This window comes from Ornithinimicrobium carbonis (genome assembly GCF_050703245.1).
GTDB lineage: Bacteria > Actinomycetota > Actinomycetes > Actinomycetales > Dermatophilaceae > Ornithinicoccus.
This window is the reverse complement of sequence record NZ_CP192647.1, coordinates 1,863,869-1,886,272: the sequence shown is the minus strand read 5'-3', so window position 1 is coordinate 1,886,272 and position 22,404 is coordinate 1,863,869. Positions and strand designations below refer to the sequence as shown.

The window sequence follows — 22,404 nt, the reverse complement described above, 5'->3', positions numbered from 1 at the left end:
ACCGGGCGTCGCCCACGACACCCACCCGGGGCCTCGCGCAGCCGTCTCTGATGCCCCGGTCAGGACGGAGCCCGGGCGGATGCCTTCGCATCCACCCGGGCCCCTGTGCCCTGTCAGCGACCGCAGGTCACGGCAGCGCGAGGGTGTTGGACCAGCTCGACTGGGTGGTGTCACTGAAGGCGTGCACCCGGTAGAGGTAGGCCACTCCGGAGGTGACGGTCTGCGTGAACGTGCTGGTGCCTGCACCCACCGTGGCGTTCACGAGGTTGGTTCCGTCGCTGTTGGTGCGCTGGATGAGGAACCCGGTCTCGTTGTCCGAGTTGTCCGTCCAGCTGAGGTTCACCGTGGAGGTCTTCTTGTTCTTCACGGTGAGCGTCCCGGTGAGCCCGGTCGGTGCGTCGACCGGGTCGCCGGCGACCTGCCCGGTGCCACGGCTGTCGACCGTGATCGTCGGGAAGCCTCCTCCCGGCGGGATGTTGTTGAACGCCGGGTCCGAGTAGTCCCACGTGTCCCCGACCGTGTTGATCGCGTACACGTTGTACTCGTACAGGGTGTTCGTGTTGCCGATCGCATCCACGTACGTGGCCTCACCGGTTGCTGCACCGGTCTCGGTGGTCGCCGTGGACAGGCTCGTGAGGTTGACCCGGTCCTCGGTCTGGACCATGGCGATCTCCGACCACGGACCCGTGGAGCCCTCGACGCGCCGTTCGATGACGAAGGCGGTCTCGTTCTTCGAGTTGTCTGTCCACGTCACCGTGTTGATCCGGTTCCTGCCGTTGCCTGACGGCACGTAGTCGATGCCGGTGGGCGCTGTTGGGTTCACCGCCACGGCCTGGGAGCGCATCATGTCCATCTCCTCATGGCTGAGGATGTGGCAGTGGAGCACGTACTCCCAGCCGAAGTTGACGTAGTGGTTGAGCACGTCGATCGGCTCACCGTCGGGGTTGAAGGCCATGAGCGGCAGGCCCAGCGCCTCCTGCTGCGTCGTGTTCGCCAGGTAGGCGCCTGCCGGCATGGACGGGTCGAGCAGCCGGACACTGTTCGGCAGTCCGCCCCACTCCTCCGGGATCGGCGGGATGATCGGCCGCACCGCGACGATGGTGTCCTCCAGCGGGCTGATCCGGACGGTGTCCTTCCAGCCGAGCTCGGTCGCCTCCGGCTTGCGGACGATCCCGTCCCAGCCGACGCGGTTGAGCAGCTGCACGTCATACAGGTGGAAGTGGATGGGGTGCGTGTCGACCCCGTTGTGCGTGAACTTCCAGATCTGCGTGCCGTCCGCGGCAGAGGAGATCGGCGTGGCCTCCATGCCTGGCGGCAGCTCGATGCCGTCGAGCACCTCGGTGGGTGGCATCGAGAAGCCGTACAGGATCATGTTCTGCAGACCGGCCTGGGCGTTCGGTGTCTCCACCCCCAGGAACCCGCTCATGCGCCCGTACTCCTGTTCGAAGGCCTCGCCCATCTCGTCCTGGATCATCTTGGGCTTGAGATCGGTCGTCAGCCGCTCGGCCACCGTAGAGGTGGTGAAGGGGGCGCCGGGCGCGGTGTCCGCATCCGGGTCGACGAGCCGGTCGAAAGTGAGCGACGTGTCGTAGATCTGCACTGTGCCGTTGCGCGGGAGGGCTGTCCGGAACGATGTGCCGTACGCGCTGTTGTACTCGCCCTGGCCGACGATGATCGGCTTCTGCCCGGCCTCGAACACGCCCTTTCCGTCAGCCGTGTGGTTGAATGCGGTGCTGAGCTTGCCGACGTCGAACGCCGGAGCCGGGGCGGTGTCCGCGACCTTGATCTGCATGACGGTGCGGGGTGTTGGGCCCGTACCCCGGAAGGGTCGACGCCGTGCCACCGGACTCGCGGTAGTCGCCGTTGCCCGTGTAGTAGTCGTAGCGCGGGTCGCGTGCCGGGAACGCCGCGGGTGCGTCGTTGTAGACGATCAGCGTCTGGCCGGCGTACTGCGACAGGTCCACCACCACGTCGAAGCGCTCGGCGGGTGCGACGAGCAGCGAGTGCTGGTCGACGTTGCCGGCGTTGAACACGGTCGGGTCGTTGACCCAGGTGGTCGGGTGCGCCGGGACCTCGACCGGGGCCGGCAGGAAGCCGCCCTCGGTGCCCATGACGACCCAGTCCGGGCCCTCGGTGCCGGCGACCGGCGTCGGGAAGACCGTCGGGTCCTCCAGCGCGGCTGCGACCTCGTCCGGGTTGAGCGCCACCTCGGTGCACGCCACCCCGGTGCTCTCGGCCACCGGTGCGGTGGTGCCGTCGCACACCGTGCCGTTGGCGTCGACCGCCTGGTACATCGACAGGTTGAAGAACCGGTCGTTGGCCGCGTTGAGGATCCGGAACCGGTAGGGCTTGGGCTCCAGGGTCGTGGTCGGGTAGGCCGCCCCGTTGACCATGGGGGTGTCCATGAACGCCTCCATGCCCATCGAGTTGTACGGCACACCAGGCATCAGCGCCGGCTCGCACCAGCCCGCCTCAGGGTCGCAGGTGGGATCGAAGTACGCGTTGTCGATCGGGCCGTACTCCACGTTGTTCGTCGGCGGCCAGAACCACGGACCGTAGGCCCAGCGGCCGTAGGCGTTGACACCGGAGACGTCGCCCGGGTTCTGCGCCGGGGAGTAGACGTGCGGCAGCCAGAGGCTTCCCTCGCCACCCCAGGCCGTCGTGTCCCACGTCTCGTCCTGAAGGTCGAGCTGGGCCTGGTTGGGCACGAAGGTCTTGTCCTGGAACACGAGCGGGATCGTCGAGGCCGCGTCCGGAATGGTCCCGGCAGTGACCAAGGCCTGCTCGGTCTCGTCCTGGATGATGTATGTATGCGCGGCCGAGCCGGCGTACACGTTGAGTCGCGTGATGCCCCACGAGTGGTCGTGGTAGAACATCAGCCGCGCGCTCTGGGCGTTGGTGTAGTAGAACGTCTGGACGCCGTCGGTCGGGTCCTCAGCCGCCGGATCCATGTCCGGCACGTTCTTGACGCTCACGCCCTCAGGGAACGGGGTGTCCTCGTTCGCCGGCGTGATCCACTGGTGCGGGGTGCCGTCGGAGATCCACGGGGTGATGCCGCCGTGCAGGTGGATGATCGACCGGTTGTCGGAGTAGCAGTCCCCGCTCGCCACCAGACCGGGCTTCGTCGCAGGGTCGTTGCACATGGGGACCTGCGGGTCGACCATGTCGGGCATGGCTTCCATCATCTCGTGACCCTCGGGCGTCATACCCGCGCCCATCACCGTGGTGTCCACCGGCAGGAACAGGTTGCCCTCCGCACCCGTCGGCAGCAGGTTGCGGAACTTGATCCGGACCGGCTTGTCCTTCTGGGCCACGATGGCCGGGCCCAGATAGCTGGGCGCGGTGTAGCCGAAGTACCCGTTGCCGAGGTCGTAGTGGGCGCTGTTCGCGTCCGCGTTCGCGGGGGTTTCCAGCTGCACGTAGCCGCGCAGCGTGGTTGCCGGCAGGTCCTGGTGCAGCTGCTGGGTGTACTCGACGAGGGCGATCTCGTAGTAGTCGGCAGCCGGCGTCGTCCCGTCGACGGGGAAGGACGCCGTGTCGGCGACGGCGGCTGGGATCTCCGGCAGCGGGTCGACGAACTTGCGGATCCCACCGGTGATGGTCACCTCCTGCGGACCCACCATGCTCGCCGCGAAGGAGTACGTCCGCGCCTGGGCGGTGTACGGCGGGTAGGGAGCCGTCCCCAGGGTGATCGTCGAGCCCTGGGCGGGCAGTGCAGCAGAGGGGTAGTAGATGCTGTCCGTGCCCGATCCGGGGGTGTAGGGAATGCCCTGACCGTAGTGGGCGATGCGGTCACCCGCCATGACCTCGAAGTTGGTCACGCCGTATGCGGCCACGCCGGTCGTGGCGGGCGTCACGAGCTGCCCGCTGTCGAAGACGACCGTGTACTCGTTCGGGTTGTCCGGGTTTCCCGTCGGCCGAAGGACGTACGCATGGAAGGGGAGCCCCTCCGACCCGGCCTGGACGTAGGTCTGGAACCCGTTCAGGAAGCCGTCGGACAGCACCCCTGGGCTCATCACGAGGACGTTCGACGCGGTGTCTGTCGGGTTCGTCCGCTGGATCACGTCGTTGCCGACCAGAACGCTGTCGCCCGCTGCCGTCGTCAACTCGGGCAGCGGGCTGTTCGCGTAGTTCGGGTGGCTGAAGTAGCGGGGCGCATCACCGGGGGCCGCAGCCGCGGTGATCATCTCGGCGTCTACCACCATCATCGGGTTGAGCGCGCCGTCCTGCAGCGCTCGAGCGGCCGCAGCCTCACGGTCGGCCTGGTCGATCGTCTTCTCCTGCTTCTCCTTGACCTTCTCGGCCTTGTCCTTGTAGCGGTCCTGCTCATCGGGCTGCGCCGCCACGAGCGCAGGGATGTCGGCACCGGCTGGGGTGACGGCGGGAGGGTTGGCCAGCCCCATGGGTAGCAGGGCGATGGCCGCGAAAGCAGCGATGCCCATGTTTCTTTTCACTGTCGTGCTCCTTCCGAGTGGAGGCTGGGCCACGGCGCGAAGCCGTCCGACACCTTCGTCGGGTCCGTCGCAGCGACCGCTGTCCCCGTGCCTGGTGCGGTGGCGACGATGGCGCCGACCCCGGCGGGCACCGCGAGCAGCATCGCTGTCGTGATGGTGATTCTGGCTTCGCGTGTCGTGCCGTCCGACATGACGGACCTCGCCCCTGTGATCGTGTCCCTGGTGGCCACGGATGTGTGGACCGTAGGACCGCTGGGAATTCCCTCACAAGAGAAACCTCGCTCCGGAAACGCCGTTCGCGAATCCGAAAGGGCTCGGGCCCCATGGCCGCGCGCGTGGTCGGTCGACCCCTCCGGGCGTCGGACGTGCCGGGCGCCGGCCGGTGAGTCATTCGTCACCTTTCGGCGTCAGCAAAGGCCGATTCCCGTATCGTCGTTCATATGGGCCGGGACGGCTGGACGTTCCTCACCAACCACGGGCACGTGCTCGCGTGTCTGGCGGTGAACCCCGAGGTTCTCCTGCGGGACGTCGCGACAAGCATCGGGATCACCGAGCGCGCGGTGCAGCAGATCGTCGGAGATCTCGAGCGAGCCGGTGTGGTCATCCGAGTTCGGGTGGGGCGTCGCAACAACTACACCGTGCGCCGGGACGAGCTGTTCCGGCACCGCGTCGAGGGACGTGTGACGATCGGGGACTTCCTGGACCTCGTCGAGCGAGCCAACGCCTGTCCTCAGCGCAAACCTCTCCCGCATCGGTTTGTCCCCGCTGAGCCGGACCGCGTCGCCCGCCAGTGACGACCTGGCCCGGACGCCCTCGAGGCCGCACGCCACGGGAGGCCTCTTGGGCGGCGTGAAGATGAAGTGCTCCGCGGAGCGCTTCTAGCGTCGCCGAGACACAGGTCGATCCTGCAACGCAGACGCACTCCGGTGGTGGCGTTGACGCCGACTCCGACGACGGCGACGGCGACGGCGCACGCTGGCCGTTTCGGCGGCGCTGAACCGGAGGGCGCGCAGGTCGACCCGGTCGCTGAGCGGGCACGAGGTGAGGCCGATGCTGCCCGCCCAGGCGGCGCGCCTGGGGGTGCGGGGCGTCAGCGGCCGACGGCGACCTGCGCGGCGAGGGTCCAGCGCTGCTGCGTCGATCCGGACAGCATCCCCCGCGATCTCGTCCACGCGCCCGCTTCGCCCGTCAGACCGCGGGTCGAGCGCGGCCCTCGGGGGTCGACCGGGCCGATATTCGGGGGTCATCCGACACGCCAGGAAGACGAATCGCGGCCTGTCCAGGCGTTTCCGCTGGGTCAGGCCGCGATCGGTGCTGGTGGACGTGAAGGGACTCGAACCCCTGACCTCTCGCGTGTGAAGCGAGCGCTCTAACCAGCTGAGCTACACGTCCAGGCACCCGACGGGCGCGGGGACCTACTGTAGCGGCCTGCGGTCGCCCGACGAAATCCGTGACGCGGCTCCTGGGGAGGTGCCGAGACCGGCCTGCGGACGAGCACAGCCTGGTGGCTCGAAAGCCTCTCGTGACACCGCTGACCGAGCCGTCGTGACGGACGTCCATTCGTCGCGGTCGCCTTCCTCACCCACGAGACCTCACCCCGCTTCCCTCAGAAGGGTGGGGGGTCGTCGGGGGCGGGGCGGGTGGCCCAGCCGTCGGTGTGGCCCTGGGTGGCGGGTCTTGACGCCCGGGGGTCCTGGGTGCGGGGGGTGTCGGGTGTCTTTGCGGCGGTGGTGTCCATGCCGAGGAGCTGTTCGGGGGTGGGGCCTTTGAGGTCGGCGTGGCGGCCGTCGCGGGCCAGGGCCAGGCGGGGGTCGATGCTGGCCCAGCCGGCCAGGCGCAGGTCGTAGGCCTCGGCGTCGACGAGGTCGTCGGTGGCGCGGGCCGGGGCGCCGGCGTGGCGGTGCACGATCGCGGCGTACAGGAGGCGGTTGGCCAGGTCGGCCCGGTCGGCCATGGCCGAAGCGGTGTCCCGGTCCTCCACGTCGGCGGCCCGGTCGGCGACCGTCGTGTCGTCGTTCCCGGTGGCGTTCGGTCCCTGGGTGCTGGCGCGGGGGTCGGCGGCCAGGGTGTCCAGGCGGGTCAGGTACTGGCGGTAGTCGTGCCCGCGGGTGGTCACGACCTGTCGCAGCAGGGTGGTCCAGGTCAGGTCGCGGCGTTGGTTCATCGCCGAGGACCACAGCCGGGCGGTCTTGACCGCGTGGAAGAAGACGCCCTTGCCGTTGAGGTTGGTCTCGGCCGTCGGGCCGCCGTCCTGGTGCTCGTGCTCGTGGTCGAGCTGCCAGCGCTGCGGCGGGGTCCGCTCCCCCGGGCCGCGCCCGTACACGTCGGCCGCCGCGACCTGCCGGCGCATGTCCGCGTCTCGGCCGGTAGGCGCTGATCGTGCGCTCGATGCACCGCCCGTCGGCCGGATCGACCAGGATCCGGTGCATCGTGGTCCCCGGAGCCAGCACCAGCTCCCGCGCCTGACCCGGGGTCAGGAACGCCGGGTGCAGCCCCACCAGCTCGGCCACCGTGCCCGACCACGCCACTCCCGGCAACGGGACCTGCCCTACCACCGGCCAGCCCGGTGGCACGGCCATCGGTGCCGGCGCGCACGGCCAGGGCGACGCGTCCGGAGAGGGCGACGCGTCCGGAGAGGGCGACGCGTCCGGAGAGGGCGACGCGTCCGGCGAGGGCGGTGGCGCTCCTGGCGGGGTGGGCGGCCCTGCTGAGGACGGCAGGGCCGACTGGTCCCCGCATCGTCGGGCGAGCCAGTCCGGCAGCGGAGGCCAGCCAGGGCCGGCCAGGGTCAACGACCCGAGCCCGGTTCGACCATCACCGGCCTCGTCAGTGCCGACGACGCCACCTGGGCCGTGCGCACGCTCGGGGCCCGAGCCGGAGCGGGTGTGCGCGCACCGGGGGCAGGCCACCTCACCGGTCAGGCAGTCCCACGGGACGACGACCTGCAGGTCCACCGGTGGGGTCGCCGTCGTGACCGCGGCCAGGGCGTCCAGGTCCTGCGGTGTGAGCAGCTCATCGACGACCTGGGGAATCGCGACCGTGCCGTGCAGCAGGAGACTGGCGCACAGGTCCGAGCGCAGCTGGGCCAGCGAGCGTTCCTCCCCCGCACCCCTCAACGTCCTGGCCATCCGGTCGATGCGGGCGAACACGCCCACGCCCGAGATCAACGGGGTGCGCACACCCACCGTGGCGGTCCCGTCGTCATGCACCCGCAACCAAGCGTCCCGCCCCGCGACCGCCTCGTCGCGGGCGGCCCGCGCGGACCGCTCGTCCCTGCCCCTGGCCCGGACCACCTCACGCTCGAGCGCGGCGTAGAACTCCTTGACCGCCCACGCCCGACCGTGCAACTGCCCGTCCGGATCCAACCGCTCCGGCGCCGCACACGCCACGTCGCTGCCGAAGAGCGCCGAACCGATCATGCTCACGTCCTCGGTCGGCAGCGACCCCGCCTTGGTCCAGAACCGGCGCACCAGGTGCCAGGGCACCTCACCGCGGCGCAACGCACCCAGCACCGCTCCGACGATCCCCTCCGGCGCGCACGCCACCGCGACCATGTCCCGGGCCTCTCCGCGGCCCAGACCCAGAGCCACCTCCAGCTCGGCAGCCACCAACGACTTCACCCGCGCCCGCCACCTGCCCCAGGCCGTGGCCGACAACCCCGCCGAGTCCCCGATCCCCTTCTCCTGCAGCAACCGCCGCCCCGTGCGCACCGCCAGATCCGCCACCGCGACCAGCTGCACCGCCTCCATCCGGCACCGCAACAACGCCAGCACCCCCACCCCGTGGACGGCCTGCAGGTCCATGGCCGGGGCAGTGAGAACTCCCTCGTGCTCCGCCGCCACCACGGCCGCACCCGCCATCGCCTCCACCGTCGCCGCTCCCAGGCCCAGATCGGACAGCACCCGACCCAGAGCCCCGACCGGGTCGGCCAACGCCAACCCCGGATCGTGCTCGACCGGCGGCTCGACCCAGGCCCCGGGGCCGGTCACATCCTGCCAGTCCAACGACTCCCCCACCGCGCATCCCTCGGCGTCATAGGGCTCCACGTCCTCCCACGGCGGCTCCACCACCGCAACACCAGGACCCGACCCACCCGACACCCACGACGCCCCACCACCACGACCGGCACTGCGACTGCCACCCATCGAACCCCTCCTCCCCAGACATCCCCCTGCCTGAGACCCATATTAGGACACCTGTTCGAAGAGCGCAAGAGGTATCCCCAACCCTCTTGGGCCACCAGGTGGCGCAGTCCGACCGTGACAGCTGGTGGGCCGGCCCGGGGGGCGGGCGAGGATCGGGACTGCGCGGACCTGCTCGGGGCACGTCGGAGCGGGTCAGAGGACAGGCAGACCACGGACTCGGCGCCCGGACCGAGGCGCCGGGACGCTCAGGCAGCCCGGCTCCCACGGCATCCCGATCGACCCACGAGGTCGGATCGGCTTGTGCTTCGCAGGATGAACACCCGCCCGTACCCGCCCGACCGTCCACCAGAGACCCCGAGGTACCCGGCGGCGCGACGGGTAACGACGCGACTCCCCCTCGACGGACGCGCCTCCCTCGTCCCGCGCGACTCCCCCTCGACCGACGCGCCTCTCCCTCGACCCCTACACCTTCCCCCCGACCCGCGTGCCTCCCCCTCGACCCGCGCCGCGTCAGGGGTTGTGGTCGACGGCCGCCCGGCGGGCGAACATCTCCTGGGCGAACCGGGTCACGGGCCCGGCCCCGTCCCCCAACGACCTCGGCATGACGACCGGGGCCGGCAGCTCGAGCCCGGTCGCCGTCGTCGCAGGCCCCGTCACCTCGATCCGCGTCACCGCGCAGACGTCCCGGACCGACGACGTGATCCACACCTCGTCGGCCTCGTCGAGGACCGCGACCGGAAGGTGCGCCTCGACGACCTCCACCCCCTCCGCGCGCAGCCACTCGATCGTGAGGGCACGGGTCACGCCCGCCAGCGGACCGGCAGTCAGCGCCGGCGTCATCACCACCTCACCGAGGACGACAAACACGTTGGACCCGGTCCCTTCGCACAGCTCCCCCGCCATGTTCGGCAGGAGCGCCTCGGCGGCTCCGGCCCGTTTCGCGGCCGCGAGAGCGACCACGTTCTCGGCGTACGACGTCGTCTTCAGCCCCGTCAGCGCACCTCGTTCGTTGCGCGCCCACGGAACGACCGCGACCGCGGTCGTGCGCGGCGGCGGCTCCTGCTCCTGCCCGGTCACGAGGTATGTCGTGCCACCCGTCCCGCGCTCGCTCCCCAGAGGTCCGGGGCCGGCCGTGACGGTGTACCGCAACCGGCCGAAGCTCATCGGGCCGACCCCGAGAACGGCGTCGATCCCCTCCTGGACCCGGTCCCGGTCCAGCGGTGACAACCCCAGCCCCGCCAGGGACCGGTCCATCCGGGCGTGGTGCCGGTCGGCGGCGAAGACCACCCCGTCGACGACCTTGGCCGTCTCGAACACCCCGTCGCCCACGGTGAACCCGTGGTCCAACGGCAGCAGGGCCGGCTCGGCCGGCCCCACGAGGCGCCCGTCCACCCACACCCGCACCTGCGGCATACCTGCGTCCATGGGGGTCACTCTCGCACGGAGGCCTCCAGCGATAGGGTCAGGTCCGTGGTCAACGCGCTGTACCTGTCCTCGGCCGAGACGCAGTCCGGCAAGTCCGCACTGGCCGTCGGCCTCCTGGCCGAGCTGTGCGCACGGGGCGGTCGGGTGGGGGTGTTCCGCCCGATCGTGCTCGACACCGCGCACGACCCCCTCCTCGAGCTGCTCCACCCGATGTCCACCTCCCCCGCAGAGGCGTCCGCGGCCGTCGGGGTGACCTACGACGACGTCCACCAGGGGCATGACGCAGCCGTCGCGCCGCGGTGGAGCGGTTCCACGCCTACGCCGCCGAGCACGACACGGTCCTCGTCGTCGGGTCCGACTTCACCGGGGTGCCCGCGCCGACGGAGTTCTCGGTCAACGCCGCCATCGCCGCGCACCTGGGGGCACCGATGGTGCTGGTGGTCCCCTGCCTGGACCGGTCGCTCGAGGAGAGCGTCACCGCGGCCCAGGTCATCTACTCCGAGGCGAGGAGCAGGCACGCCGACGTCGCGGCGGTCGTCGCGAACCGGGTGCCGTCCGAGCAGGGGGAGGCCGTCCGCGCGGGCATCGTGGAACGGCTCCGCTCGGAGGTCACGCCCACCGGAAAGCGGCGGGCCAGCGTCGGCACCGCCGCCCCGGTCTTCACCGTGCCGGGGGACCCCCTCCTCAGCGCCCCGACGATGCGCGACCTCATGGCGGCCGTCGACGGGCGGCTGCTGCTGGGCGAGGAGTCGCTGCTGGACCGCGAGGTGACGGGCATGGTCGTGGCCGCCATGACCATGCCGCACGTCCTCGACCGGCTCCACGAGGGGTGCGCCCTGATCTGCCCGGGGGACCGCGAGGAGGTGCTGCTGGCCTCGCTGCTGGCCCACCGCGCCTCGACGTTCCCGTCCCTGTCCGGCATCGTCCTCAACGGGGGCTTCCTGCCCAGCGAGCAGGTCCACCGCCTCGTGGAGGGCGTCGGCGTCGAGCTCCCGGTCGTGACCTGCACGACGGGGACGATGACCACGGCCACCGCCATCTCTCGGGTCCACGCCCGGATCGGTCCGGGCTCGACCCGCAAGATCGAACGCGCGCGGGCCCTGGTCCACCAGCACGTCGACATCGACACCCTCCTGCCCGTGGGCGGCCACGCCGGGGCGACCGGGCCCCGGGTCGTCACCCCCCTGATGTTCGAGCACGAGCTCACCGCACGGGCCCGGGCCGCCGACGCCCACATCGTCCTCCCCGAGGGCGTCGAGGACCGGATCCTGCAGGCGGCGGACACGCTGCTGGCCCGCCGGGTCTCCCGCCTGACCCTGCTCGGCGACGAGGGCGAGGTCCGCGCCCGGGCCGCCGCCCTCGGCCTCCACCTCGACGAGGCGGCGGTCGTGGACCCGCAGAGCAGCGACCTGCGCCAGGGCTTCGCGGAGGAGTACGCCCGGCTGCGGGCCCACAAGGGGGTCACGCCCGAGACGGCGTGGGACGTCGTCGCCGACCCGGCCTACTTCGGCACGATGATGGTGCACGGCGGACAGGCCGACGGGATGGTCTCCGGCTCGATCACCACGACCGCGCACACCATCCGTCCGGCCCTCGAGATCATCCGGACCGCGCCGGGCGTCTCGGTGGTCTCCAGCGTCTTCTTCATGCTGCTGGCCGACCGCGTCCTGGTCTACGGAGACTGCGCCATCAACCCCGACCCGACCGCCGAGCAGCTGGCCGACATCGCGATCTCCTCGGCGCGCACGGCCGCGAAGTTCGGGGTGGACCCGCGGCTGGCGATGCTGTCCTACTCCACCGGCGGCTCCGGCTCGGGCGCGGACGTGGAGAAGGTCCGCGAGGCGACCGCGATCGTCCGCGACCAGGCCCCGGACATCCAGGTGGAGGGACCGCTGCAGTACGACGCCGCGGTCGACCCCGCCGTCGCGGCGACCAAGATGAAGGACTCCCCCGTCGCCGGTCGCGCCACCGTCCTGATCTTCCCGGACCTCAACACCGGCAACAACACCTACAAGGCGGTCCAGCGCAGCGCCGGCGCCATCGCGATCGGCCCGGTCCTCCAGGGCCTGAACGCCCCGGTCAACGACCTGTCCCGCGGAGCGACCGTGCGCGACATCATCAACACGGTGGCGATCACCGGCATCCAGGCGAAGGGCTGACATGACCTCCACCGGCACGACCGCACCGGACGCCCGTTCCACCCGACGGGTCCTCGTCGTCAACGCCGGCTCCTCCTCGCTGAAGTACCAGCTCGTCGACCCCGACACCGGTGCCTCCGACGCCACCGGCCTGATCGAGCGGATCGGGCTGCCCGCCGGTCGCGTGCGGCACACCTGCGCCTCCGGCACGCACGCGCACGAGACGACGGTCCCCGACCACGTCCACGCCATGGAGCTGCTGCGTGCCGCCTTCGCCGAGCACGGTCCCGACCTGGCCGGGGTGCAGCTCGTCGCGGTCGGTCACCGCGTTGTCCACGGCGGTGCCGACTTCAGCGAGCCCATCGTGGTCACCCCCGCGGTCGTGGACGCGATCCGACGGCTCGTCCCGCTCGCCCCGCTCCACAACCCGGGCAACCTCCAGGGGATCCAGGTCGCCCAGCAGGTCTTTCCGGACGTGCCCCAGGTCGCGGTCTTCGACACCGCGTTCCACCAGACCATGCCCGCGGCCGCGTCGACGTATGCCGTGCCGCAGGCCTGGCGCGAGCAGTACCGCGTGCGCCGCTACGGCTTCCACGGCACCTCCCACGCCTACGTCTCGCGCCGCGTCGCCGACCTCCTGGGCCGTCCCCTGGAGGACGTCGCCACGATCGTGCTGCACCTGGGCAACGGCGCCAGCGCGACCGCCGTCGACGGTGGCCGCAGCGTCGACACCTCGATGGGAATGACGCCGCTGGAGGGGCTCGTCATGGGCACCCGGCCCGGGGACGTGGACCCCGGGTTGCCACGGCACCTGGCCGAGGTGGCCGGTCTGGGCGTCGAGGACTACGACCGGGCCCTGTCGAAGGAGAGCGGTCTGCTGGGGCTCACCGGGTCCGCGGACATGCGGGACGTCGAGCGCCGCATGGACGAGGGCGACGCCGACGCCCGGCTGGCCTTCGACGTGGTCGTGCACCGCCTCCTGCACTACGTGGGGGCGTATGCCGCGGTGCTGGGTCGGCTGGACGCGATCGTCTTCACCGCGGGGATCGGCGAGCACAGCCCCCTCGTGCGCGCCGCCGTCGTCGAGCGCCTCGCCGGCTTCGGCGTGCGGCTGGACGGGGCCGCGAACGAGGCGGCCGACGGCGAGACGTGCATCAGCACACCGGACAGCTCGGTGGCGGTCTGGGTGGTGCCGACCAACGAGGAGTGGGAGATCGCCAGCCAGGCCGCCGAGCTCGTCGCCCGGGGCTGACGGAGCCAGACCGGACACCCGCCGGGACGGCACGGGATCAGGTCTGGCTCAGCAGCAGCTGGTCGCCCCAGAGGTAGCGCTCGAAGACCGGTCCGCGGAACCCGTCGGCGTGCAACCTCAGGCCTCCCTCCTCGACGCTGAAGCGCGCCTCGAGGTACAGGCCGAGATAGCACCAGGTGCCGCGCTCCGCGTCGAGCCGCAGCATGTCCCCCGTCACGGTGTAGGTGCCCTCGCAGTGGGCCTCAGCACCCTCGACCTGTCCGGACGTGGCCACGTCCCGCACGACGCGGAACGACCTGTCCTCCAGGTGCAGCCGCATCCCGGCTGCCTCGCCGAGGATCTCGGCGGACAGAGCGGCGAGCTCCTCCGTCGAACGCTGGTCGAGGGTCGCTCCCTGCTCTGCCTCGACACCGGCCCGCATGTCCGCGTGGAAGTCCTCGGCGCGTCGACGCAGCACGTAGCTGCCGTCCAGGTCGGTGGCTGTCGGCCCGTCCCGCAGCTGCCCCAGGGACGGGCAGGACCCCTCGAAGCCGAAGCTGCGGCACTCGGCCGTCGTCAGGGGCCGGTTCAGCCCCTCCCGTGCGACCGCGATGAGCTCGCCAGGGTCCGTGAGGACCGTGTCCAGGGTCCCGTCGTCGCGCAGCAGGACCAGTCGCCGGTCGTCGAGCCAGGCCACGGCGTGAACCGCCTGGCTGACGGGGATTTCGTGCACCAGGTCCAGGGTCCCGGTGTCCCACAGGCGAACCAGGCCCTGCGCGGCGGCCGTGGCCACGCGACTGCCGTCGGGGCTGAGCTCGGCGTCCATCACGGTGCCCTCATGCAGCGACTGTCGTGTGTGCTGCGGGACCAGCGACTCCCGGTCGAGGACGTGCAGCGTGGCGTCCGCGCCGCCGCCCGGCGCGCCGACGTTCGTGACGCCGACGAGGTCACCGCCGCCCAGGAAGCCCACGACGGGCATGTACGAGGCGTCGAGCACGGGCGCCGCCGAGCGTCGTGCCACCTTCCAGCTGTCCACGTCCAGGACGACGACGTGGCCGGTCTCGGTGCTGACGACCAGCTCCGTCCCGTCCGGGGTGAAGACGAGGTGCGTCGGGGCCCCACCGGTCTCCGGGTCGGCGACGGTCCCTGCGTGCAGGAGCTCTCCCGAGCCGGTGTCCCACACGGTCAGGCCCCCGGACGACCCGGGGCAGCTGATCGCGGCCACCAGCCCACCGTCCGGTGAGAACGCCACGGCGCACGGGTCCAGGAAGAACGGCTGCTCCGGGAACGGCGCGCAACCCTCCGTCACCGCACCCCTCTCGCCCCAGACGAGCGGGCACATACCCCCCAGCCGGACGGGGTCGGCCCGAGCGTCGTCGGCCAGGACCTCGAGGTAGAGCTGGTTGACCGCCCCGGCGGGCGCCGCCGGAGGACTCCCCACGGACTCGCGCCACTGCATACCGGAGTCGGACCACACGACCCGTCCGGCGTCCAGCTGCGTCGTCCGAGCCGTCGCGAGATCGGTGCGGTGGTGGCTCCACGAGGAGGCATCTTCGCAGCGGACGCTCGTGTGCACACCGCCGTCCCGGACCATCATCTCGGTGATGTCGCTCGTGACGGGGCACACCCGGCCCCGGGTGCCGCTCTCCCCGCGGTTCGGGTCCACGACCGACACCTCGATCCCCGCCGCGTCCGCCACGGTGACCAGCCCGTCAGCCGCCACCGACACGCTGCCGGCGCGGAGCCCCCGGTGCGAGCCGAGGCGTTCACCCGTCCGGACGTCCCACCAGCTGACGGTGCCGTCCTCGGTGACGGTGGTCAGGCTCTGCCCGTCGGGGTGGAAGTCAGCATAGAAGCCGATCCCCCTGGGGTCCTGAAACGTCACCTCGTTGCCGGTGGCCACCTCGCGCACGGTCCATGCGTTCAACCCCTGGAGCACCCAGGCACCGTCCGGGGAGACGTCGCGCAGCGTGTCCCCCGCCCACCGGGCGACCTCCTCCCCGGACGCCAGGACCCGCACGACCACCTCGCGAGTCCCGCCCGCACGGTCCTCGTGCACGACGAACCGGCCGTCGGCGCTCAGACGCGCGGACCCGACGAGGTTCGTGATGCCCTCAGCCAGCACCGTCCGCTCACCGGACCCACGGGCGACCAGGACCAGGTCGCGTCCCTCGCTCAAGGTCCAGTCGCAGCTCGGGCTCGCGGCGGCGTAGACCACGACATGCGTCTGCGTGGCGCTGAGGAGGCCTCCGCCGCACGCGCCGACGTCGACGACGTCCTCGAGCTCGTAGGTCTCGGTGTCGTAGATGTGCACCCCGAGCAACGTCGGCGGCGGTTCGTCGTTCGGCGGACCGATGCGTCCCGTGTGCGTGGGGTTCCACAGCACACCGGCCGCGAGCTCGGTGCCGTCGGGGGTGAAGTAGGCCCTGTCGAAGATGGCCGACGCAGCGTCCAGCGTCCTCGGAAGCTCGAGGGTGGCCACGGGCCGACCGTCGAGCTGCTGCACCTCGACGAACCGGGTGCCGGCGTCGGGCCACTCACTGGTCATGGCCACCCGGTCCCCGTCCGGGTGGAGGTCGGCGGTGAGTCGACCGAACGCGTGCGGGAAGGTCAGACGGGCCACGACCTGGTCGGTCGCGAGGGCCTGGTGCAGGGCGGCCGAGGTTTGGACGCTCGGTGTCTCCGGACCCGCCTCGGCAGCGGCCACGGCGAGCGTGCGCCCCAGACCGGGGTCCGAGTTCATGGCCTGCAGCGAGGACGCCGCCAGCTCGTGGGCCCGTGCTCGGAGCGCCTCGACGTCGGCACGGTTTGCCTGCCGCACCGCGGACGTGCCGAGGAGCGTGGCCACGAGAGCCACGACGGCCACGGCGGCGGCCAGGGCGCGGAGCCGTCGCACGCTGCGCCTCTGCCGTGCCGCCTCCTCCTCCAGACGGCGCACCTCACGCTGGTGGACCGTCCGGCCGGCGTCGAGGAACTCGCGCTCTACCTGGGTCAGCGACGGGCCGACGCGGCGCTCCCACTCGGAAGCTGCGGCCAGACGCGCGCCGCGGTACAGCTCGTCCTCAGGACGGCCGCTCGCGTCCCACGCGAGCGACGAGTCGGTGAGGTGGTGCCACAGCAGCTGGCCCTGCAGGTCCTCGGCGAGCCAGCGCCGCAGGCGCGGCCAGGCACGGACGAGCGAGGCGTGGGCGATCTCGACAGCACCCTGGTCGCGGGTGAGCAACCGGGCGCGGACCAGCCGCTCGACGATGCGCTGCCGCTGGTCGTCCGGGGCAACCACGTCCCGCGGCATCCGGGTGAGCACCGGCTCGCGGTCGGGGCTGGGGGTGACGAGCCGCAGGAGCAGGTCGCGCAGCGCGGACCGCTCCTCGGCCGTGAGGTCGCGGTAGACGTGCTCGGCCGACTGCGCCACGGCACCCTGGATACCGCCCGAGGCCTCATACCCTGACACGGTCAGGGTGCGTCCCTCGCGCCGCTCCCACGTCTGCCGGAGGGCGTGGGCCAGCATCGGCAGGGCCCCGGGCTCCTCGGCCACGTCGCGGACGAGGACGTCCACCAACCCCGGTTCGAGCAGCAGGCCGGCGACCCTCGCCGGGCCCTCGACGACCTCGCGCAGGGCCGTCGGCTCGAGGCGGGCCAGCAGGTAGAGGCCGGGCTCGAGAAGCCGGACGAGGTCGGGGTAGGCCGCGAGCTCGCCCAGACGGTCTGCCGAGACGGCGAGCACCGGACGGACTCGCGGGGCGAGGTCGACGAGAGTGGCCGCGAAGCTGCGGCGCTCGACCTCGCGGTCGCAGAGGGTGACCAGCTCCTCGGCCTGGTCCACGACGAGGACCACGTCGTCCCGGGGTCCGACGCCTGCCAGGCTCGTCTCCAGACTGGACAGGGGACGCGCGCCGGGGGTCATGACGACGACCCGGTGGCCGCCGTCGGCCAGGCGGGCCGACACCCCTGCTCGCACGAGGGAGGACTTGCCGGACCCGGACGGACCGACGACTGCGAGCACCCCGTGGGCCGTCCACATCGTCAGACATTCCAGGATCTCCCGTTCCCGACCGAAGAACGACGCAGCGTCGTCCACGTCGAAGGGGACGAGTCCGGGGTACGGCGGCTGACCGGAGGGTGAGGGTGCCGTGCTCCGGTCCAGCGCCGGGTCCTGACGCAGGATCGCCTTCTCGAGCCCAACGAGCTCCGGCCCGGGATCGAGGCCGAGCTCGTCGAGAAGGTGCTCGCGAGCCGTGCGCAGGGTGGCGAGCGCGTCGGCCTGCAGGCCGGACTGGTACTGCGCCCGAGCCAGGAGGTGCCAGCGTCGCTCCCGCAGCGGCTGCTCGCCGACGCGCGTCCGTGCCTCGGCCAGCACCTCGTGGTGCTGGCCGGAGGCGCTGCGCGCCTCGAGCGACAGCTCCTCGGCCTGCAGCCGCAGAGCAGTGAGCCGCTCGGCCTCGAGGCGTCCTGGCTCCCACTCCTCCAGCTCCGGCAGGGGGTGGCCGCGCCACAGGTCCAGGGCCCGCCGCGCGGTGTAGGCGGCGCGGTCCGGCTCACCCACCGCGAGCTGCTGCTCACGCCCTCCGCAAGCAGTCTCTCGAACCGGCGGGCGTCCACGTCGTGCGCCGGAACGACGAGCCGGTAGCCGCTGGGCCCGGTCCGGATCGCCTCCGCCCCCAGCACGCGGCGCAGGCGGACCACGCAACCCTGGACCACCTTGGCGGCGCTGGCAGGGGGAGCCTCGCCCCACAGAGCCCCGGCGAGGGCGTCCACCGACACCTCCTGACCGAGCCTGGTGACGAGGGCCGCCAGCACCACCCGTCGCGCGGTGCCAGGGACGGGGTCCCGTCATCCGTGACGAGCGGTCCCAGCACGTTGATGGCCATACCTCACGGTCCCGTCGGCCTTGACGTCGCGTCTAGACCATCCCACCTGCATGTTTACCGGGCTGATACCGGTGCTGCACCAGACCGGTACCGCCCGGACACATGGTGTTGGCACCGGGCCGCAGGGGCTCGGGAGAGCACGACCACCACCATGAGGAGTTGCCACCATGAGCTTCCAGAACCTCGACCTGGCCCGTTCGCTCGCCGTCGAGCGCGAGCGGGACCTGCAGGTCCGGCTCGCCCGCCGTCAGGCCGAGATCAGCCGGCCGGCCGTTCCCCGACACCTGTCCCCAGCGGCCGACCTGGCCCAGCGATGGCACGACGCGCTCGTGCACCTGCACCTGCACCTGGCGCACCGTCCCGTCCGGTGACGAGCGCCCACGCACCGAAGGAGACCCGTCATGAGCACCATCCGTACCCGCGTCACCACGACCCTGGCGGCGACCGGCCTCACCGCCGTGCTCGCCGCCTGCGGCTCCGTCACGGCCTCGGACCCGCCCGCCGTCGAGCCGGCGGCACCGGCCCCCGTGCAACAGGGGGTGCAGTACTCCGACTCCGACATCCTGCTCAAGCAGAAGGTCGCCGAGCTCCGGCGCAACCGCCCCGACCCCGGTTGCGAGCCCGCCCTGCTGGACCAGGTGATCAGCGACCACGTCCGCGAGCAGCTGCAGCAGCAGTGCCAGGAGGACGCCGCGTTCCACGACCGCTGGAACGACCCGCGCAAGGGCGGCGGCGTGCCGACGTTCGAGTGAGGTGGGCACGAGGGGCCGGGGGCGTCGCCCGCGGTCCCTCCCGCACCGTCGGCCGGTCAGCCCGGCGTGTCCGTCACCACCCGGCCGGCCGGGCGGCTGGGGACCGCCTCCAGGAAGTGCGGCTCGGTCAGGCCCGCGGCCGCGAAGGCCGCCGCCACCTCCCCCGCCGCGTGCTCGACCTGTTCCCGCCTCACCAGCGCGACTGCCGAGCCGCCGAACCCTCCCCCGTCATGCGCGCGCCCAGGGCGCCGGCCCCGAGGGCCGCGTCGACCGCGAGGTCCAGCTCGCGGCAGGAGACCTCGTAGTCGTCCCGCAACGAGGCGTGGGAGGCGGTCATCAGCGCACCCGCACGTGCGGCGTCCTGCTCGCGGAGCGCCCCCACGAGGTCCAGCACCCGGTCGTTCTCCGTCACGACGTGACGGACCCTGGCCATCCCGTCCGGGACGTCCGCCAGCACCCGGCGCACGTCCGCGTCCTGGAGCCGTGCCGGGTCCAGCTCCCGCAGGGAGCCCACCCCGAGGGCCGCGGCGGCCCGCTCGCAGGTGGTGCGGCGCGCGGCATACTGCCCGTCCGCGAGGGAGTGGTGCGCGCGGGTGTCGACGACGAGGAGCTCGTGCCCGGGAAGGGTCCAGGCGACCGGGACGACCGTGAAGTCCCGGGCGTCGAGCAGCAGCAGGTGCTCGTCGACGGCGCGGAGCGAGACCGTCTGGTCCATCCCCCCCGTCGCGGCACCGGCCACCTCGTTCTCGGCGCGGACGCATGCGGCGACGAGCTCCTCCACCGGCAGGTCGACCAGGCCGGGCACCAGGTCGCGCAGCGCCACCGCCACCGAGCACGACAGGGCGGCCGAGGAGGAGAGCCCGGCGCCCAGCGGGACGTGCCCGTCGACGAGGACGTCCAGACCGACCTGCCCGGGCCCGACGCGCTCCGCCAGCACGTGCGCGACCCCGGCTACGTAGGCCGCCCAGCCCTGCGGGCGCCCCGCAGCCACCGAGTCGACCGAGCCCTCCCACCCCTCGCGCGCCTGGAGCGAGGCCAGCCGCAGCCGGCCGTCGTCGCGCCGACGCACCGCCGCGTAGGTGCGGTGGGGCAGGGCGAGGGGCAGCGCGTAGCCACCGTTGTAGTCCGTGTGCTCTCCGATGAGGTTGACCCGGCCGGGAGCGGCCCACAGCCCGTCCGGGGACCGCCCGAACCGGTCGCGGAACGCGCCGCTCAGGCCGGCGGCGACCTCGGGGTCCACGGCCGGCCTCAGCCACCTCGGCGGCTCCGCACCCTCCGTGGACGTGCTCACCGGACCTCCACGGCCTGCAGCAGGTGGGCGTGCTCAGGATGGAGCGGCACCATCGGCAGACCCACCTCCTCGAGCACCCGGCCCGGCAGCACGAGGCCGGTGCGGGCCCACGGCACCACGGGTCGCTCCTCGAGCAGCCCCTCGTCCCCCGGGTCCGGCACCGTCACCCGGTAGCGGCGGTCGGGGTCCAGCCCCGGCAGCCGCACCCGACCGGGTCCGGAGACCGCGCGGCGGACGGCAACGACGCCGTACAGCGCCTCAGCACGGTCCGGCGCCACGACGCCGTGCACCCAGGTCGCGTCGTCGTGGTGGTCACCGTTGACGACCGTGCCACCGTGCAGCAGCGCACGGTGCCGACGGTGGAACGCCACCCACCGGGCGAGCACCTGCAGGTCCTCCTCGGTGGCCGTGGTGAGGTCCCACTCGATCCCCAGGTGCCCCCACAGCGCGGTCTGCGCACGGAAGGACAGGTCGTGCCGCCGCCCGGTCGTGTGCGACCGCGGCGAGCCGACGTGCGTCCCGACCCAGCCGGGCGGCAGCAGCGCGAAGGTCCACCGCTGGATCGGCTGGCGCTCCAGCGGGTCGATGCAGTCCGAGGCCCAGACCCGCACGCAGCGGTCCAGCACGCCCAGGTCGATCCGGCCACCACCGCCGGCGCACGACTCGATCTCCAGCCCCGGGCGCGCCGAGCGGAGCTCGTCCATGAGGCGGTAGGCGGCCAGGGTGTGCGCCCGGACCCCCGGCTCCCCTCCGGGCGTGTGGCCCGCGTCGTTGAGGTACCGGTTGTGGTCCCACTTGAGGTAGGCGATGTCGTAGGTGCGCAGGAGCGCCACCAGCTGGTCGCGCACGTGCGCGTAGGCGCCCGGGTGACCCAGGTCGAGCACGTGCTGCTGACGCGACTCCAGCCCCCGGCGTCCGCCGGCGCTGAAGAGCCACTCCGGGTGTGCTCGCGCGAGGTCGGAGTCGAGGCTGACCATCTCCGGCTCCACCCACAGCCCGAACTCCATGCCCAGCCGGTGGACGTGCTCCACCAGCGGCCCCAGGCCCTCGGGCCACAGGTCCTGGGAGACCACCCAGTCGCCCAGGCTGGTGGTGTCGTCGCGCCGACCCCCGAACCACCCGTCGTCCAGGACGAACCGCTCGGCCCCCACGCGGGCGCCGAGGTCGGCGAGCGCGGTCAGCCGCTCCAGCGACTGGTCGAAGTAGACCGCCTCCCACGTGTTGAGGGTGACGGGCCGGGGCCGGGCGGGAGCGTGCGGACGCGAGCGCAGCCAGGCGTGGAAGCGCCCGGCGACCACGTCGAGGCCGGTGCCGTGCGCGGCATACGTCCAGGGGGTGGTGACCTGCTCCCCCGGTGCCAGGCGCACCTCCCCGTGCTCCAGGGCCTCCCCCGCGCCCAGGACCCGGGCGCCGTTGGCGAGGCGCTCGGCGTAGGTCTGCTGGTTGCCGCTCCACCCCAGGTGCACCGCCCACACCTGTCCGTGCCGGAAACCGAACCCGGGCTCGCCCCGCGCACAGCAGGTGGACCGCATCGAGGCCGGTGCGCCCGGTCCGCACCTCGCGCGCGTGCACCCCGGCGGTGAAGGGCTGTCGCTGCGGGATGCGCTCGTAGGTGTGCCGCCCGGTGAAGTCGAGCAGCTCCTGCGCTCGTTCGGGGACGGGCAGGGTGGTGCGCACGGCACCCAGCTCGTACGGGTCCTGACCGGTGTTCGTCAGCGTCGCGCGCACCCGCAGGAGCCCGCCCGGGTGCAGCTCGAGCTCCAGGAGCAGACCCAGGTATGCCGCGGGGTCGGTCGCGCGCGCGAGCACCCGTCGGGTGCCGTCGGCCTCGGTGGACGACTCCACGTCCTGGGTCGTGCGGAAGGCGGGCGACCAGTCGCGGCCGGCGCGTGAGCCCTCCACGCCGGGACGACCGATCCAGGCACGACCGTGCTCGGGCAGGATGCCGACGGCGTCGGCGACGTCGAAGGGGCTGTCCCCCACCGCTTCCCGGGCCGCGAGACAAAGCGCCGCGAGGTCCCGCTCGCCCAGCTCTCCGAGGTCCGCCCCCCAGTGGCGGATGACCGGCAGCAGGTCGCCGACAAGCTCGAGGACCACGGA

At 72.4% G+C, this 22,404-nt stretch carries 14 protein-coding genes, 1 tRNA gene and 1 pseudogene; 6 read left to right on the top strand and 10 right to left on the bottom strand.

Features of this window, described 5'->3' with window-relative positions:
• Positions 1–127: 127 nt before the first annotated feature.
• Positions 128–1,792, bottom strand: a complete 1,665-nt coding sequence (locus ACQ95T_RS09410; RefSeq protein ID WP_431473791.1) for a multicopper oxidase domain-containing protein — start codon at positions 1,790–1,792, stop codon at positions 128–130.
• Positions 1,710–4,442, bottom strand: coding sequence for a hypothetical protein (locus tag ACQ95T_RS09405; RefSeq protein WP_431473790.1), 2,733 nt, complete (start codon positions 4,440–4,442; stop codon positions 1,710–1,712). Before ACQ95T_RS09405 ends, ACQ95T_RS09410 begins: the two co-directional genes overlap by 83 nt.
• 452 nt (positions 4,443–4,894) lie before the next feature.
• On the opposite strand from ACQ95T_RS09405, the gene ACQ95T_RS09400 reads away from it, so the two are divergent.
• Positions 4,895–5,248, top strand: a complete 354-nt coding sequence (locus ACQ95T_RS09400) for a winged helix-turn-helix transcriptional regulator (protein ID WP_425942675.1) — start codon at positions 4,895–4,897, stop codon at positions 5,246–5,248.
• 521 nt (positions 5,249–5,769) lie between these two features.
• On the opposite strand, the gene ACQ95T_RS09395 is transcribed toward ACQ95T_RS09400, so the two are convergent.
• Together ACQ95T_RS09395 and ACQ95T_RS09390 are read right to left on the bottom strand one after the other, a co-directional pair.
• Positions 5,770–5,846 (bottom strand) — tRNA-Val (locus ACQ95T_RS09395).
• 214 nt (positions 5,847–6,060) lie between these two features.
• Positions 6,061–6,804: an HNH endonuclease signature motif containing protein gene (locus tag ACQ95T_RS09390; RefSeq protein WP_431473789.1), complete on the bottom strand. Its 744-nt coding sequence runs from the start codon at positions 6,802–6,804 to the stop codon at positions 6,061–6,063.
• A gap of 653 nt (positions 6,805–7,457) precedes the next feature.
• On the opposite strand from ACQ95T_RS09390, the gene ACQ95T_RS09385 reads away from it, so the two are divergent.
• Positions 7,458–7,769: a hypothetical protein gene (locus ACQ95T_RS09385; protein ID WP_431473788.1), complete on the top strand. Its 312-nt coding sequence runs from the start codon at positions 7,458–7,460 to the stop codon at positions 7,767–7,769.
• 1,340 nt (positions 7,770–9,109) lie between these two features.
• Here the strand turns inward: ACQ95T_RS09385 and ACQ95T_RS09380 are convergent.
• Positions 9,110–10,024: an aminotransferase class IV gene (locus tag ACQ95T_RS09380; RefSeq protein ID WP_425942677.1), complete on the bottom strand. Its 915-nt coding sequence runs from the start codon at positions 10,022–10,024 to the stop codon at positions 9,110–9,112.
• Between the two features lie 299 nt (positions 10,025–10,323).
• Here ACQ95T_RS09380 and pta point away from each other — a divergent pair, with 299 nt between their 5' ends.
• Together pta and ACQ95T_RS09370 are read left to right on the top strand one after the other, a co-directional pair.
• Positions 10,324–12,183, top strand: coding sequence for a phosphate acetyltransferase (gene pta / locus ACQ95T_RS09375; protein ID WP_431473787.1), 1,860 nt, complete (start codon positions 10,324–10,326; stop codon positions 12,181–12,183).
• Position 12,184: 1 nt separating this feature from the next.
• Entirely contained in the window at positions 12,185–13,414 is a 1,230-nt protein-coding gene (locus ACQ95T_RS09370; protein ID WP_425942679.1) for an acetate/propionate family kinase, read from the top strand.
• A 37-nt stretch (positions 13,415–13,451) separates the two neighbouring features.
• On the opposite strand, the gene ACQ95T_RS09365 is transcribed toward ACQ95T_RS09370, so the two are convergent.
• The gene (locus tag ACQ95T_RS09365; RefSeq protein WP_431473786.1) at positions 13,452–17,936 is read right to left on the bottom strand and encodes a BTAD domain-containing putative transcriptional regulator; all 4,485 of its coding nucleotides are present in this window, start codon (positions 17,934–17,936) and stop codon (positions 13,452–13,454) included.
• Between the two features lie 492 nt (positions 17,937–18,428).
• Between ACQ95T_RS09365 and ACQ95T_RS09360 the strand changes: the two genes are divergently transcribed.
• The gene (locus ACQ95T_RS09360) at positions 18,429–18,632 is read left to right on the top strand and encodes a hypothetical protein (RefSeq protein WP_425942681.1); all 204 of its coding nucleotides are present in this window, start codon (positions 18,429–18,431) and stop codon (positions 18,630–18,632) included.
• A 30-nt stretch (positions 18,633–18,662) separates the two neighbouring features.
• Positions 18,663–19,013: a hypothetical protein gene (locus ACQ95T_RS09355; protein ID WP_425942682.1), complete on the top strand. Its 351-nt coding sequence runs from the start codon at positions 18,663–18,665 to the stop codon at positions 19,011–19,013.
• 56 nt (positions 19,014–19,069) lie between these two features.
• Here the strand turns inward: ACQ95T_RS09355 and ACQ95T_RS09350 are convergent, their stop codons facing one another.
• The 4 genes and pseudogenes from ACQ95T_RS09350 to ACQ95T_RS09335 all read right to left on the bottom strand — a co-directional run.
• The gene (locus ACQ95T_RS09350; RefSeq protein ID WP_431473785.1) at positions 19,070–19,207 is read right to left on the bottom strand and encodes a hypothetical protein; all 138 of its coding nucleotides are present in this window, start codon (positions 19,205–19,207) and stop codon (positions 19,070–19,072) included.
• The gene (gene galK, locus ACQ95T_RS09345) at positions 19,204–20,304 is read right to left on the bottom strand and encodes a galactokinase (protein WP_431473784.1); all 1,101 of its coding nucleotides are present in this window, start codon (positions 20,302–20,304) and stop codon (positions 19,204–19,206) included. Before galK ends, ACQ95T_RS09350 begins: the two co-directional genes overlap by 4 nt.
• Positions 20,301–21,836 carry an alpha-galactosidase gene (locus ACQ95T_RS09340; protein ID WP_431473783.1) on the bottom strand — a complete coding sequence of 512 codons (1,536 nt, stop codon included), beginning with the start codon at positions 21,834–21,836 and terminating at the stop codon, positions 20,301–20,303. The genes galK and ACQ95T_RS09340 overlap by 4 nt, the downstream gene beginning before the upstream one ends.
• 115 nt (positions 21,837–21,951) lie before the next feature.
• A pseudogene (locus ACQ95T_RS09335) lies at positions 21,952–22,401 on the bottom strand (glycoside hydrolase family 36 N-terminal domain-containing protein); the annotation flags it as partial.
• Between the last annotated feature and the right edge of the window lie 3 nt (positions 22,402–22,404).